The organism is Streptomyces prunicolor NBRC 13075, assembly GCF_000367365.1.
GTDB classification, from domain to species: domain Bacteria; phylum Actinomycetota; class Actinomycetes; order Streptomycetales; family Streptomycetaceae; genus Streptomyces; species Streptomyces prunicolor.
Map to the genome: position 1 here is coordinate 17,774 of NZ_BARF01000077.1, position 13,173 is coordinate 30,946.

The window sequence follows — 13,173 nt, forward strand, 5'->3', positions numbered from 1 at the left end:
CCTCATGCGCATCCGTACGTCCTTCCCCCACGAGACGGCCCACGAGGACATCCGTATCCCCCTCGCGGACGGAACACGCCTCTACGCGCGCGTGTGGCGCCCGGTGACGGACGAACCCGTCCCCGCGCTCCTCGAATACCTCCCGTACCGCCTGACCGACTGGACCGCGCCCCGGGACGCCCAGCGCCACCCCTGGTACGCGGGCCACGGCTACGCCTCCGTCCGGGTCGACGTGCGAGGGCACGGCAACAGTGAGGGTGCCCCCGGCGACGAGTACGACGCCCAGGAACTCGCCGACGGCGTGGAAGTCGTCAACTGGCTTGCCGCGCAGCCCTGGTGCACCGGCAAGGTCGGCATGTTCGGCATCTCCTGGGGCGGCTTCAACTCCCTCCAGATCGCGGCCCTCGCACCCGAGCCGCTGAAGGCGATCGTCACGGTCTGCTCGACGGACGACCGCTACGACAACGACGTGCACTACATGGGCGGTTCGGCCCTCGCCGTCGACCTGCACGCCTGGGCGGCCACCATGCTCGCCTTCGTCGCCCGCCCGCCGGACCCCGAGTACGCGGGCCTGATCTGGCGCGACATGTGGCTCAAGCGCCTGGAGCAGATCGACCCGTTCATCCACACCTGGCTCGCCCACCAGATCCGCGACGACTACTGGAAGCACGGCAGTGTCTGCGAGGACTACGGCGCGATCGACGCGGCCGTCCTCGCGGTGGGCGGCTGGCACGACCCGTACCGCGACACGGTCCTACGGCTCGTCGAACACCTCCCGCCGGACCGCGTACGCGGCCTGATCGGCCCCTGGTCGCACCAGTACCCGGACCGCGGCCTGCCGCCGGGCCCCGCGATCGGCTTCCTCCAGGAGACCCTCCGCTGGTGGGACCACTGGCTGAAGGGCAAAGACACCGGCGTCACGACCGACCCGCTCCTACGGGCCTACGTCAGCGACTCGCACCCTCCGGCCACGGTCTACGACACCCTCCCGGGCCGTTGGGTCGGCGAACCCGCGTGGCCCTCGCCGCACGTCAAGACGACGACGTACGGCCTCCGGGGCGCACCCGTGATCGTCCGCTCCCCCATGCACACCGGTGTGGACGCGGGCCGCTTCTTCCCCTTCGGGAACGACGCCGACCTGCCGCCGGACCAGCGGGACGAGGACGCGCGCTCCGCGTGCTTCGAGTTCGAGATACCGGCCGAGACGTGGGTGCTGGGGCGGCCGAGGGTACGGCTGCGGCTGACCTGTGAGGTGCCGCGCGGGCAGGTGATCGCCCGGCTGTGCGACGTGGCCCCCGACGGCGCCTCGACCCTCGTCACCCGGGGCGTGCTGAACCTGTCGGCGCGGCACGGGCGGGACCGGGCCGTGCCGTGGACGCCGGGCACCACCGAGGACGTGACCTTCGAGCTGAACGGCATCGGGCACGCGTTCCCGCCCGGGCATCGCATCCGGCTCGCGGTGTCGTCGGCGTACTGGCCGTGGATCTGGCCGCAGCCGGAGTCTTCGGCGGGGTTCACGCTGGACCCGGAGGGCAGCGCGCTCGAACTCCCGGTGCGGGAGCAGGAGTTGACAGAGGGCATTCGTTTCGACGAACCCGAGGAGGCCGAGCCGCTCGGGGTCAACTACCCGGCGACGCTGGACGAACCGCGGCCCGAGCGGTTGGTCGTACGGGACGTCGCGAAGGGCGAGTGGCGGCTGGAGGTGGACCCCCGGTACGGCGGCACGCGCGTGTACCCGGACGGGTTGGAGTTCACCGAGGACGCGTTGGAGACGTACACGATCGACGAGTCGGATCCTTTGTCGGCGCGCACCCGGTCCGACTGGTCGATCCGGCTGCACCGGCCGGAGCTCGGGTGGGACACGACCGTGCGGACGCGGTCGGAGATTACTTGCGACGAAACGGAATTTATTACCTCGAACGAGGTCATCTGCACCGAGGGCGAAGAAGTGATCTTCCACCGCACATGGGAGAAAAGGATTCCGAGAACCGCCAGTTGAGGGTGAATGCCCGATTTGCCGTTCTTAATCCTCCCGTGAGTTGGGTCACGCGTTTCTGTGCGTGACCTGTGTCCCGGCCTGCCCGCGTTTTCCCTTATGGCGTTTGACAGTTGACCCTTGGCTCGCGCAAAGGATCAAGTGCCCCATACGCCTCAGACCAAGGTCAATAGGGGTTAGGTGTGATTCCGCCACTTGTTCCGGACATGTGCTCTCGCATAGTTTCCCGGCCTGTCGAGCGGAACGCCGAATCCTGCCGCCGCCCGGCATCCCAGTCACGAACTTCTCGCACGGCAGGAGCGGGGGAACCAGGTAAGTCGCCGGGCCGGTCGTCTCGACCGGAACGGCTTGGGGTTAAGTCACGTCCGTCAGGGCGCGGCCGGGCACCTCCCAGCCCGAACCCGACAGCTCACCTCGCAGGCGACGGAGAGGAACCTCGTCATGCCTGCATCCGCTCAGTCCCGCCGTGCCCGCCTTGTCCGCCGTGCCGTTCTCACCGGTACCGGTGTCGCGATCCTCGCGCTGCCTGTCGTCGGTGCGACCACCGCGTCCGCGGCCACCACGTCGACCACCACCGCCTCGACCACGCTTGCCGGGTACCCCAACACCCTTGACGGGTGGATCCGGCAGTCGCTCGCGATCATGGCGCAGAAGGGGATTCCGGGTACGTACAACGGGATCTACCGGAACGTGATCCGTGAGTCGTCCGGTAACCAGTACGCGATCAACAACTGGGACTCCAACGCGGCGGCGGGTACGCCGTCCAAGGGGCTTCTCCAGGTGATCGACCCGACGTTCAACGCGTATCACGTTGCCGGGACTTCGTTTGATCCGTATGACCCGGTCGCCAACATCACCGCTGCTTGTAACTACGCGGCGGCCGTGTATGGGTCCATCGACAACGTGTACGGCGCTTACTAGAAAACGTTGGATCAGCCACGACGGGTTGTGTTTTGAGTGCAGCGCCGTCGTGGCTGGTCGCGCCCGCGCGGCGGAGCCGCAAATAGACACAGCCCCGCGCCCCTAAAAACAGGGCGCGTTCTAGCTGAACAATCTCTCAAGTACCAGCGCGATTCCGTCGTCCTCGTTCGAGGACGTCACCTCATCCGCCACCGCCTTGAGTTCGGGATGAGCATTGGCCATCGCCACTCCATGCGCTGCCCAGTCGAACATGGGAATGTCGTTCGGCATGTCGCCGAAGGCGATGGTGTCGGACGGGGTCAGGCCCAAGTGGCGGGCGGCGAGGGCCAGTCCCGTCGCCTTGGTGATGCCGAGTGGCTGGAGTTCGACGGTGCCGGGGCCCGACATGGTGACCGAGGCCAGGGAACCGACCACCGAGCGGGCCGTGGATGCCAACTCGTCGTCCTCCAGGGCGGGGTGACGGAGCAACACCTTGCTGATGGGTTCGCACCACAAGTCGTCGCGCTTGCCTACCCGTACCGCCGGCAGCGTGGGGTGCGGCATCAAGTAGCCGGGCTCGATCAGGGTGAGGCCGTCCACGCCGTCCTGGTCGACCGCCGCGTACACCTGGCCCACCTCCGCCTCGATCTTGCCGAGCGCGGTCTCCGCCAACTCCCGGTCCAGGGTGACCGACCAGAGCAGACGGTCCGCGCCGGCGTCGTACAACTGCGCGCCCTGTCCGCACACCGCGAGCCCTCTGGAGCCGAGGTCGTCGAGGAGGGGCCGCACCCTCGGGGCGGGCCTGCCGGTGACGACGAGGTGCCGGGCACCGGCCCCCGCCACCCGCCGCAGTACGGCGCGGGACCGGTCGGAGAGGGTGTCGTCGCCGCGCAGCAGCGTTCCGTCCAGGTCGGTGGCGATCAGTGCATATGCGAGGGGGGCGGCCATGATCAGAGAATACGGATGGAACGCCCCACCGACTCGACACGAACCGGACGGCTCCTGCCTTCACATGCGTGTACCCGTGTTCCGGTTGGTTTGACAATTACGGCCGTTATGCCGACTCCCGTACCACCAGTTCCGTAGGCAGAATCACGCCCGCCGTGTCCTCGCCCGCGATCTGGGCGAGGAGCATTCTCACCATTTCGGCGCTGATGCGGTCGTAAGGCTGACGCATGGTCGTCAGGGCCGGGGTGATGGACGTGGCAGCCGCCGAGTCGTCGAAGCCTCCGACAGCGATGTCATCCGGGACCGAACGGCCGGACTGTTGAAGGGTGTTGACGACTCCCAGGGCCATCAGGTCCGAGGCTACGAAGACCGCGTCTATGTCGGGGGCCTGGGCGAGGAGTCTGCGGGCTGCTTCCTCGCCGCCCGTGCGGCGGTAGTCGCCCTCCACCACGAGGGTCGGGTCGTGGGGCAGGCCTGCCTCGGTGAGGACATCTCGATAACCCGCCAGGCGGTCGGGGCCGCCCGGTGCGTCGAGTGGGCCGGTGACCATGCCGATGCGGCGGCGGCCGCCCGCGATGAGGTGGCGGACCATCTCCTGGGCGCCGTCGCGGTCGGCGGCGGCGACGTAGCTGTACTTGGAGGCGGTGCCCAGCGGTTTGCCGCAGGCCACCAACGGGATTCCCGCGTCCCGGAGTTCGGCCGCGACCGGGTCGCCGCTGTGGTTGGAGACGAGGAGTACGCCGTCCACGTGGCCCGAGGTGATGTACCGGGTGAGGCGGCGGCGTTCGTCCTTCGAGGAGGCCAGCATCAGCAGGAGCGGGATGTCGTGGCGGGCCAGGTGTTCGGTGCAACCCCGCAGCAGGACATTGAAGTTGGGGTCCTCGAAGAACTTCTCCTGCGGCTCGGTGAGGAGGAACGCCACCGAGTCCGAGCGTCCGGTGCTCAGGGAGCGGGCGTGCCGGTTGACGACGTAGCCCGTCTTCCTGATGGCCGTCTCCACCGCGGTGCGGGCGGCCGGTGAGACGTAGTGGCCGCCGTTCAGGAACCGGGAGACGGTCCCCCGGGAGACCCCTGCCTCCCGGGCCACGTCGTGGATGGTGGGCGGTTTGCGGCGTCCGTTCGGACTGGTGGCCATGGTCCTCGTTCTGCTGGTTCAGGTGCGGTGGGGGGAGGCACTGCGCTCAGCTCCGTACTTACCTCAAGCCTTGACCGATCCGCTCAGCAGGTCCAGGGACCAGAAGCGCTGGATCACCAGGAACAGCGCGATCAGCGGAAGGATCGCGAGGAAGCAGCCCATGATGACCAGGGTGTAGAGCGCCGGTTGGGAGGCGCCCTGGGTCAGCAGGGTGTAAAGGCCCAGCGTGATCGGGAACTTGGTGTCGTCCGCGAGCATCACGTACGGCAGCAGGAAGTTGTTCCAGATGCCGACGAACTGGAACAGGAACACCGTGATGAGCCCCGGCATCATCATCGGTACGGCGATCCGCGAGAAGATCCGCCACTCGCTCGCGCCGTCCATGCGGGCGGCTTCGAGGAGTTCGCCCGGTACGGCGGCGGCCGCGTAGATGCGGACGAGATAGACGCCGTACGGCGAGAGGATCGACGGCAGGAGCATCGACCAGTAGGAGTCGGCCAGGCCCAGCTTCGACAGGAGCAGGTACTGCGGGACCGTCAGCACGATGCTCGGGACCAGGACACCGGCCAGCATCAGCTTGAAGATGAACTCCCGGCCCTTGAAGGCGAATCGGCCCAGTGCGTAGCCGCCGCCGGCCGAGACCGCGGCGGAGAGCAGGGCGCCGCCGCCCGCGTAGAGGAGGGAGTTGGCCATCCACTGCCAGTAGATGCCGTCCCGGTAGGAGCTCAACTCCTTGAAGTTGGCGGCGAATCCGGTGCCGGGGGCGAAGGTGAACGTGGAGAACAGTTCGCTGCGGCCCTTGCTCGCCGCGATGACCACCCAGACCACGGGGATCAGGCAGTACAGCGAGCCGAGGACCAGGACGAGGGTGGGCACCCAGGCCGTGCGCTTCGGTTTCGCGGGGCCCGGGCGGGCGTCGGTGGCGGTGAGGGTGAGAGGGGTCATGCCCGGTCCTCCCGGGTGTAGCGGTCGGAGACGCGCAGCAGCGTGAAGGAGAGCGCGAAGGTCGCCAGGGCCAGCACCACGGCGGTGGCGGAGGCGCCGTAGATGTCCGACCTGAAGAAGGCGGCGTCGTAGATGGCCATCAGCGGACTCCAGGAACCGGAGAGGCCGTTGGTCAGCGGCTTGAGGGCCATGGGCTCGGTGAAGACCTGGAGCGTGGCGATGACCGAGAAGAAGAACGTGAGCACCAGCGACGGCATCACGATCGGGATCTTGATCCGCAGGGCGATCTTCAGGTCGGACGCGCCGTCGATCTTCGCGGCCTCGTAGATCTCCAGCGGGATCGCGCGCAGCGCGGTGTAGATGACGATCATGTTGAAGCCGGTGCCGCCCCACACCGCGATGTTCGCGAAGGAGAGGTACAGGTTGCCGCCGTCGAACAGGTCCGGCTGCGGGAGGTTGAACTCCCGGAGCAGGTAGTAGAAGGGGCTGACCGTCGGGAGGTACAGGAAGCCCCACATCAGGGCGGCGATGATGCCGGGGACGGCGTACGGCAGGAAGATCGCGAGCCGGGCGAACTTGGCGCTGCGGGCCTGCGGGGTGTCCAGCATCAGCGCGAAGACGAGCGCCAGACCGAGCATCGTGGGGATGACGATCAGGCCGTAGCCGAAGGCGCGCAGGACGCTGTGGCCGAACTCGGAGTCGTGCAGGACGTCGGTGTAGTTGCCGAGGCCGTTCCACACCTGCTCGCGGGCGCCCTTGCCGAGGCCGATGCCCTTGACCTGGACCTTGTGGAGACTGAGCCACACCGCGTACCCGATCGGTACGACGGTGAAGGCGGCGAACAGGAACAGGGCCGGTACGAGGAACCAGTACGGCGCGCTGCGGCCACGGCGGCGGGGGCGGACGGAGGTGGCGGTGCCGTCCGCCAAGGGCCCGGCCGTCGTCCGGTCGGAGCCCTTGAGCGGAGTGGCGGTCATGCCTCGGTCACCTTGAAGCCCTGCTTCTTCATGTCGGTGAAGGTCGCCGACTGCATGGTGGCGAGCGCGGTGTCGAACTGGGCGGACTTCTTCGCCTTGCTGGCCTTGCCGAACGCGTCGCTGAAGGTGTCGTAGGCGACCTGGACGTTCGGGCCCCAGGCGGAGGCGGCCGTGGTCGCGGCGATCTTGGCGGCCGTGTCGTAGAAGTCGGTCTGGTTCGGGAAGAACGCGGGGGCCGTCAGCACCGAGCCGGACTGGCCCTTGGTGGCCGCCGGGTAGATGGAGACCTCCTTGACCAGGGCGGCCAGCGCCTCCGCGTCGGTGTTCAGCCAGGTCGCGAACTTGGCCGCGGCCTCGGCGTGCTTGGAGTCGGTGGAGACGCCGGTGGAGGAACCGCCCCAGCTGCCGGTGACGTCCTCGCCCGCGCTCCACTGCGGCAGCGGCGCCATCCGCCACTTGCCCTTGGTGTCGGGGGCCGAGCTGATCAGCACGCCGGGCGCCCACACGGCGGAGACCCAGCCGAGGTGGGTGCCCTTGTTCAGCGCGCTGCTCCAAGCCGGCGTGTACATCGGCTGGTTGTCGATCGCGCCCTCCTGGACGAGCCCGCCCCAGAAGTCGGTGACCTTCTTCGTCGCCGCGTCGTCGATCCCGACGGTCCACTTGCCGCCGTCGCCCACGGTCCACCACTTGGCACCGGCCTGCTGCGCCAACCCGGCGAACAATCCAGGGTCGTTGGCGGAGAACGTCGTCAAGTAGGCGTCCGGGACTGCCTTCTTGGCGGCGCGGGCGGTCTTGGCGAAGTCGTCCCAGGTGGCCGGGACGGTGAGGTTGTGCTTCTTGAACAGGTCCTCGCGGTAGAAGAACATCAGCGGCCCGGAGTCCTGCGGTATCGCGTACACGGCGTCGGTGCCGAGCGTGACCATGGCCCAAAGTCCCTCGGCGAACTGGGACTTGGCGGACTTCGCGTACTTCGAGATGTCCGCGAGCACGTCGTTGGAGACCAGCGTCGGCAGCGACTGGTACTCGACCTGGATCAGGTCGGGGGCGTTGCCCGCCTTCTTCGCGGTGATCAGCTTGGAGACGATGTCCTTGCCGGCCGCCTGCTTGGAGACGGTGACCGTGATGTCCGGGTTCTTCTTGTTCCAGATCGCGGCGACCTTGTCCATGTTCGGCGCCCAGGCCCAGTAGGTCAGCTTGACGGGCCCGCTGCTCTTGCCGGAGTCGTCGTCGGAACCGCCACAGGCGGCGAGGGTGCCCGTGAGGCCTACGGCTGCTGCCCCGGCAAGAATGCTGCGCCTGCTGAACTGGTGGCGGTGGATCGACATCTTCATCTCCCCTGACTGAGTGCGAGCCGGCCTCGGATGTGTCCCACCTGCTCCGCACGGCTCTGTGACCGTGCACAGTAGAGAATTGTTTCGGACCCTTGTCAATGGATGAACCGTGGGGTTACCTACTTGTTGCTGACGGATGGACGCCGCAACCATCCATGTGCACGATCACAGAATCGCTGGCTTTTCAGCCGTGCTGTGGCCGTGCTTCGGCCGCGATTCGGCCGCCTCGGTCATCGACCCCCGGGAGTGAACCCATGCCGTCCCCCGCCCCGCACGACCGTCTGCCGCTCGCCTTCGGAGGTGACTACAACCCCGAGCAGTGGCCGCAGGAGGTCCGGGAGGAGGACGTACGGCTGATGCGGGAGGCCGGTGTCACGGCGGTCTCCCTCGGCGTCTTCTCCTGGGCCCGGATGGAGCCGCGCCCCGGCGAGTACGACTGGGAGTGGCTGGACACGGTGATCGACCTGCTGCACGCGTCCGGGATCTCCGTGAACCTCGGCACGCCGACCGTCGTCCCGCCGGCGTGGTTCTACCGCGCGCACCCTGACGCGCTTCCGGTGACGCGCGAGGGAGTCCGCCTCGCGTTCGGTTCGCGGGGCGCGATATGCCACTCCAACGCCGAGTACCGGGCGGCGACGGCCACGATCACGACGGCTCTCGCGGAACGCTACGGAAGCCACCCGGCGGTGGTGTTGTGGCACGTCCACAACGAGTACGGCGCCCCGGTGCTCGCCTGCTACTGCGAGGTGTGCGCGGCGGCTTTCCGGGGCTGGCTGCGCGAGCGCTACGACACCCTCGATGCCCTCAACCAGGCCTGGGGGACGGCGTTTTGGGGCCAGCAGTACGGCGACTGGGAGGAGATCACTCCGCCCCGCGCGACCCCGTCCGTATGCAATCCCACCCAGCAACTGGACTACCACCGCTTCGCCGACGCCCAGGCCCGCGCCAACTTCGTCGCCGAGCGGGACATCCTGCACCGCCTCTCCCCCGGCGTCCCCGTCACCACCAACTTCATGGTCGCGCCGAGCCAGGGCCAGACCGTGGACTACTGGGCCTGGGCGAAGGAGGTCGACCTCGTCACCAACGACCACTACCTGATGACGGACGGCCGCCGCACACACGTGAACCTGGCGCTGGCCGCCGACTTGACGCGCTCGGTGGCGGGCGGTGGCCCGTGGCTGCTCCTGGAACACGCCACGTCCGGGGTCAACTGGCAGCCGTACAACCCCGCGAAGCGACCCGGTGAGATGGCGCGGAACTCCCTCGGGCATGTGGCCCGGGGTTCCGAGGGCGCGATGTTCTTCCAGTGGCGGCAGTCGCAGTCGGGGGCGGAGAAGTTCCATACGGCGATGCTGGCGAACTCCGGTACGGACAACCGGGGTTGGCGCGAGGTGACGGAACTCGGCCGCAGGGTCTCCGACTTGAGCCGGTCCGGTCTGCGGGGTACGCGGACCCGGGGTGACGTGGCGATGGTGTGGTCCTGGGACTCCTGGTGGGCACAGAGCCTGGAGTGGCGGCCGAGTCAGGACCTGGACGCGCGGGAACGGTTGGATTCGTTCTACGAGGCCCTGTACGACCGGCACTTGACGGTGGACTTCCTGCCGCCGACGGGTCTGGGCGACCTGGACCCGGAGCGGTATCCGCTGCTGGTGGTACCGCAGTTGTACGCGGCGCCGGTCGGGGTGGGGGCGGATCTGAAGCGGTACGTCTCGCGGGGCGGGACGCTCTTGGTCTCCTTCTTCTCCGGGATCGTCGACGAGAACGACACCTTGCATCCGGGCGCGTATCCGGGGGCGTTGCGGGATGTACTCGGGCTGACTGTCGAGGAGTTCGACCCGTTGCTGCCTGGGGAGACGGTGTCGGTTCGGGGTGCGGACGGCGCGCTGTACGAGGCGGATCTGTGGTCGGAGGTCGTGATTCCGGGTGCGGGCTGCGAGACGGTCGCGGTCTTCGCGGACGGTCGTACGGCGGGAGGGCCCGCGTTGACCCGGTACGCGCTGGGGTCGGGGGCTTCCTGGTACTTGGCGACGCGGCTCACCGGTGCGGATCTCGCGGCCGTGGTGGATCTCGCCCTCGCGGACGCGGGGATCACGCCGGTCGACCTGCCTCGCGATGTCGAACTCGTCGTACGGGAGGGCGAGGCGGGGACGTTTCGCTTCGCGGTGAACCACACCGGGGGCGAGGTGAAGGTGGTGCTGCCGGACGGGAGTCGGGCGACGGTACCGGCGGGCGGGGTGGAGGTTTTCCGGGACCCGCGCTGACCTCGGCTCAACTCGCTTGTTTCTTTGGTTACTTGGTGAAGGGAAGTCTTGTGATGCGCAGACGCAGTGTTCTTACGGCGGCCGGTGCGGCGGCACTTTCGATCCCGGTGCTGGCGGCGGCGCCAGCGGTCGCCGCGGACCGGCGCCGGTTGGAGATCCGGGGGATGGACATCTCGTCGCTCCCCAAGGACGAGGCGTTCGGGGCGATTTACCGCCGGGCGGACGGTCGCCGGGACGATCCGATCCGCATCCTCGCGGACGCGGGCGTCACCCACGCCCGCCTCAAGGTCTGGGTGAACCCGGCCGACGGTTACAACAACAAGAAGCACATCCTGCCGTTGGCGAAGCGGTTGCGCCGGGCGGGGATCGGCATCTGGGTCGACTTCCACTACTCCGACACGTGGGCGGACCCGGCCCACCAGAGCAAGCCGACGGCCTGGGCCGACCTGGACGTGGCGGGTCTGACGAGGGCGGTCTACGACCACACGGCCGACGTGCTGGGCGCGTTGCGCCGCCAGGGCACCCCGGCGGACCTGGTGCAGATCGGCAACGAGATCAACGGCGGGCTGCTCTGGCCCACCGGCAAGAACTGGGGTGACGACGGCGGGGGTTGGGGCAACCTGACGACGTTCTTGAAGGCAGGTCTGAATGCCGCCCGGGACACGACCCCGCGCATCCGCACGATGCTCCACATCGCCTCGGGCGGCGACAACGGCACGTCGCGCTGGTGGTACGACAACGTGGTGGCCGACGGCGTCGACTTCGACATCATCGCCCAGTCGTACTACCCGTTCTGGCACGGCGCCCCGGAGGCAGCGGCGGCCAACTTGGCGGATCTGGCGGCCCGTTACGACAAGCCGGTGCTGATCGCGGAGACGGCGTACCCGTTCACGTTGGAGAGCGAGGACGCGACGAACGACATCATGTACGACGCGTCGCAGCTCACGGAGGGCTACCCGGCAACCCCGGCCGGCCAGGCGGCGTGGCTGCGGACGGTGGCGGACCTGATGGCGAACGTTCCCGGCAACAAGGGGCTGGGCTACTGCTATTGGGAGGGCGTCTGGACGTATCGCAAGGGGGATGGTTGGGACCCGGCGGATCCGACGTCCGGCAACGCGTGGGAGAACTTGGCGTTGTTCGACTTCCAGGACAGGGCGTTGCCGGGGTTGAGGACGCTGGGTCGTTACCGGTCGTAAAGCTGCTGGGGTGACTTGTCCGGTGTTTGTCCGGTGCTGTCTGGGTGGGTGGGACAGTTCGTACGGGTAGGGGCCGTCGCGGCACGGTCGTACGACGGGAAGGCGCGGGATGAGCGTGAACAACGAAGTGGACGAACCGGGTTGGGAGGTGGACCCGGACGACGACTGGGGGTTGGCGGTCCTCGCAACCGTGGGCCGTCAGTTGAAGCTGCGGCGCGAGGCTGTGGGGATGCGGGCCTCGGACTTCGCGGTGGCGGTGGGGTACGGCGAAGACCTCGTCTACAAGATCGAGGGCGGGAAACGGATTCCCCGACCTGAGTATCTGGACAAAGCGGAGGAGGTGCTGGACGCGGATGGACTGATCGCCGCGATGAAGGAGGACGTGGCGAGGGTCCGGTACCCGAAGACGGTTCGAGCGCTGGCGAAGATGGAGGCAAAGGCGGTCGAGTTGCTCTCGTACGGGAGTCACACTCTGCATGGCCTGCTGCAGACAGAGGAATACGCCCGGGCGCTGCTGCAGACGCGGCGCCCCTCCCCCCTCTGACACGGATCTGGAGCGGGCGGTGGCCGGACGCGTGGCCCGGAAATCGATCTACCAGCGCTCACCTGCTCCTGAACTCAGTTTCGTACTGGAAGAGGCGACGCTGAGGCGCCCCGTCGGCGGGCAGATGGCGCTACACCGGCAGATCGAACACATCCTGGAACTGGCGCAGTTGCGGAATGTCGAAATTCAGGTGATGCCGATGACCCGCTGGGACCACCCTGGTACCGGAGGACGGATCCAGGTGCTGAAGTTCGGAGACGGCACGGCGGTCGGGCGCATGGACGACGAGTTCAACGGCCGTCCCGTATCCGAACCGAAACAGCTGCGGATCCTCGAACTGAGCTATGGGATCATCCGGGCGGAGGCAATGACCGCTCGGGAGTCCATGGCCTTCATCGAGCAACTGCTGGGAGAGACATGATCCGCAACGCCCCTGACGGACACGGTGCCGAACTCGCGTGGTTCAAGAGCAGCTACAGCGACACCAGCAACCCGAACGACTGCGTCGAGGTGGCCACCACCCCCGGCACCATCCACGTCCGGGACTCCAAGAACACCCAGGGCCCCCGCTTCACGGTCACGGCAGCCGCGTGGACGAACTTCCTGCAACTGGCGGGAGAAGCATGATCAAGCCCTCCAACCTGACCTGGTTCAAGAGCAGCTACAGCAGCGGCTCCGAAGGCGACTCCTGCGTCGAAGTGGCCACCACCCCCGGCACCACCCATGTTCGCGACTCCAAGCACAACGCCCAGGGCCCCCGCCTCACCTTCACCCCCACCACCTGGACCGACTTCATCCCCTACGCCTCGAACAACTAGCCCCGCGCTTGGAGTTGGTTGGAGCAACGCCGTGGGTAGTACTGCTGTCCCTACCCTGCCCCCTAGGCCGCTGCCGCCCCCGTAGAGGATGATCGGCACGCGAAGGGCCCGGCGAGTTCGTC

The 13,173-nt window shown here is 67.9% G+C and carries 11 protein-coding genes, 1 pseudogene and 1 riboswitch; of the genes and pseudogenes, 7 read left to right on the forward strand and 5 right to left on the reverse strand.

Annotated elements, in window-relative coordinates; all coding sequences use genetic code 11:
- Positions 1–4: 4 nt before the first annotated feature.
- Positions 5–1,999, forward strand: coding sequence for a CocE/NonD family hydrolase (locus SPR02S_RS32345; RefSeq protein ID WP_019061179.1), 1,995 nt, complete (start codon positions 5–7; stop codon positions 1,997–1,999).
- A 263-nt stretch (positions 2,000–2,262) separates the two neighbouring features.
- A riboswitch (cyclic di-AMP (ydaO/yuaA leader) is annotated at positions 2,263–2,434 on the forward strand.
- A 3-nt stretch (positions 2,435–2,437) separates the two neighbouring features.
- A complete protein-coding gene (locus SPR02S_RS32350) occupies positions 2,438–2,917 on the forward strand; it encodes a transglycosylase SLT domain-containing protein (protein WP_019061180.1) in 480 nt (159 codons plus the stop codon).
- 120 nt (positions 2,918–3,037) lie between these two features.
- Here the strand turns inward: SPR02S_RS32350 and SPR02S_RS32355 are convergent, their stop codons facing one another.
- The 5 genes from SPR02S_RS32355 to SPR02S_RS32375 all read right to left on the reverse strand — a co-directional run bounded on the left by SPR02S_RS32355 (position 3,038) and on the right by SPR02S_RS32375 (position 8,232).
- A complete protein-coding gene (locus SPR02S_RS32355) occupies positions 3,038–3,844 on the reverse strand; it encodes a Cof-type HAD-IIB family hydrolase (protein WP_019061181.1) in 807 nt (268 codons plus the stop codon).
- Between the two features lie 106 nt (positions 3,845–3,950).
- Positions 3,951–4,979 carry a LacI family DNA-binding transcriptional regulator gene (locus SPR02S_RS32360; protein ID WP_019061182.1) on the reverse strand — a complete coding sequence of 343 codons (1,029 nt, stop codon included), beginning with the start codon at positions 4,977–4,979 and terminating at the stop codon, positions 3,951–3,953.
- Between the two features lie 63 nt (positions 4,980–5,042).
- Positions 5,043–5,924 carry a carbohydrate ABC transporter permease gene (locus tag SPR02S_RS32365; RefSeq protein ID WP_019061183.1) on the reverse strand — a complete coding sequence of 294 codons (882 nt, stop codon included), beginning with the start codon at positions 5,922–5,924 and terminating at the stop codon, positions 5,043–5,045.
- Positions 5,921–6,901, reverse strand: coding sequence for a carbohydrate ABC transporter permease (locus tag SPR02S_RS32370; protein ID WP_019061184.1), 981 nt, complete (start codon positions 6,899–6,901; stop codon positions 5,921–5,923). Before SPR02S_RS32370 ends, SPR02S_RS32365 begins: the two co-directional genes overlap by 4 nt.
- The gene (locus SPR02S_RS32375) at positions 6,898–8,232 is read right to left on the reverse strand and encodes an ABC transporter substrate-binding protein (protein ID WP_019061185.1); all 1,335 of its coding nucleotides are present in this window, start codon (positions 8,230–8,232) and stop codon (positions 6,898–6,900) included. Before SPR02S_RS32375 ends, SPR02S_RS32370 begins: the two co-directional genes overlap by 4 nt.
- Before the next feature lie 254 nt (positions 8,233–8,486).
- Here SPR02S_RS32375 and SPR02S_RS32380 point away from each other — a divergent pair, with 254 nt between their 5' ends.
- The 5 genes and pseudogenes from SPR02S_RS32380 (at position 8,487) to SPR02S_RS32400 (ending at position 13,051) form a co-directional block, all read left to right on the forward strand.
- Positions 8,487–10,493, forward strand: coding sequence for a beta-galactosidase (locus SPR02S_RS32380; RefSeq protein WP_019061186.1), 2,007 nt, complete (start codon positions 8,487–8,489; stop codon positions 10,491–10,493).
- 53 nt (positions 10,494–10,546) lie between these two features.
- Positions 10,547–11,689: a glycoside hydrolase family 53 protein gene (locus SPR02S_RS32385; RefSeq protein WP_043258630.1), complete on the forward strand. Its 1,143-nt coding sequence runs from the start codon at positions 10,547–10,549 to the stop codon at positions 11,687–11,689.
- A gap of 109 nt (positions 11,690–11,798) precedes the next feature.
- Positions 11,799–12,654: pseudogene (locus tag SPR02S_RS56755) on the forward strand (helix-turn-helix domain-containing protein).
- Positions 12,651–12,860 (forward strand): DUF397 domain-containing protein, encoded by a 210-nt coding sequence (locus SPR02S_RS32395; protein ID WP_019061188.1) that lies wholly within the window; start codon positions 12,651–12,653, stop codon positions 12,858–12,860. Before SPR02S_RS56755 ends, SPR02S_RS32395 begins: the two are co-directional and overlap by 4 nt.
- Positions 12,857–13,051, forward strand: a complete 195-nt coding sequence (locus SPR02S_RS32400; protein ID WP_019061189.1) for a DUF397 domain-containing protein — start codon at positions 12,857–12,859, stop codon at positions 13,049–13,051. The genes SPR02S_RS32395 and SPR02S_RS32400 overlap by 4 nt, the downstream gene beginning before the upstream one ends.
- The last annotated feature ends 122 nt before the right edge of the window (positions 13,052–13,173 follow it).

What these genes read in the sequence shown, in the direction of transcription:
- SPR02S_RS32395 (WP_019061188.1), top strand. Translation starts at nt 12,651, where the DNA reads ATGATCCGCAACGCCCCTGACGGACACGGTGCCGAACTCGCGTGGTTC.
- SPR02S_RS32360 (WP_019061182.1), bottom strand. Translation starts at nt 4,979, where the DNA reads ATGGCCACCAGTCCGAACGGACGCCGCAAACCGCCCACCATCCACGAC.
- SPR02S_RS32355 (WP_019061181.1), bottom strand. Translation starts at nt 3,844, where the DNA reads ATGGCCGCCCCCCTCGCATATGCACTGATCGCCACCGACCTGGACGGA.
- SPR02S_RS32365 (WP_019061183.1), bottom strand. Translation starts at nt 5,924, where the DNA reads ATGACCCCTCTCACCCTCACCGCCACCGACGCCCGCCCGGGCCCCGCG.
- SPR02S_RS32370 (WP_019061184.1), bottom strand. Translation starts at nt 6,901, where the DNA reads ATGACCGCCACTCCGCTCAAGGGCTCCGACCGGACGACGGCCGGGCCC.
- SPR02S_RS32375 (WP_019061185.1), bottom strand. Translation starts at nt 8,232, where the DNA reads ATGAAGATGTCGATCCACCGCCACCAGTTCAGCAGGCGCAGCATTCTT.
- SPR02S_RS32385 (WP_043258630.1), top strand. Translation starts at nt 10,547, where the DNA reads ATGCGCAGACGCAGTGTTCTTACGGCGGCCGGTGCGGCGGCACTTTCG.
- SPR02S_RS32400 (WP_019061189.1), top strand. Translation starts at nt 12,857, where the DNA reads ATGATCAAGCCCTCCAACCTGACCTGGTTCAAGAGCAGCTACAGCAGC.
- SPR02S_RS32345 (WP_019061179.1), top strand. Translation starts at nt 5, where the DNA reads ATGCGCATCCGTACGTCCTTCCCCCACGAGACGGCCCACGAGGACATC.
- SPR02S_RS32350 (WP_019061180.1), top strand. Translation starts at nt 2,438, where the DNA reads ATGCCTGCATCCGCTCAGTCCCGCCGTGCCCGCCTTGTCCGCCGTGCC.
- SPR02S_RS32380 (WP_019061186.1), top strand. Translation starts at nt 8,487, where the DNA reads ATGCCGTCCCCCGCCCCGCACGACCGTCTGCCGCTCGCCTTCGGAGGT.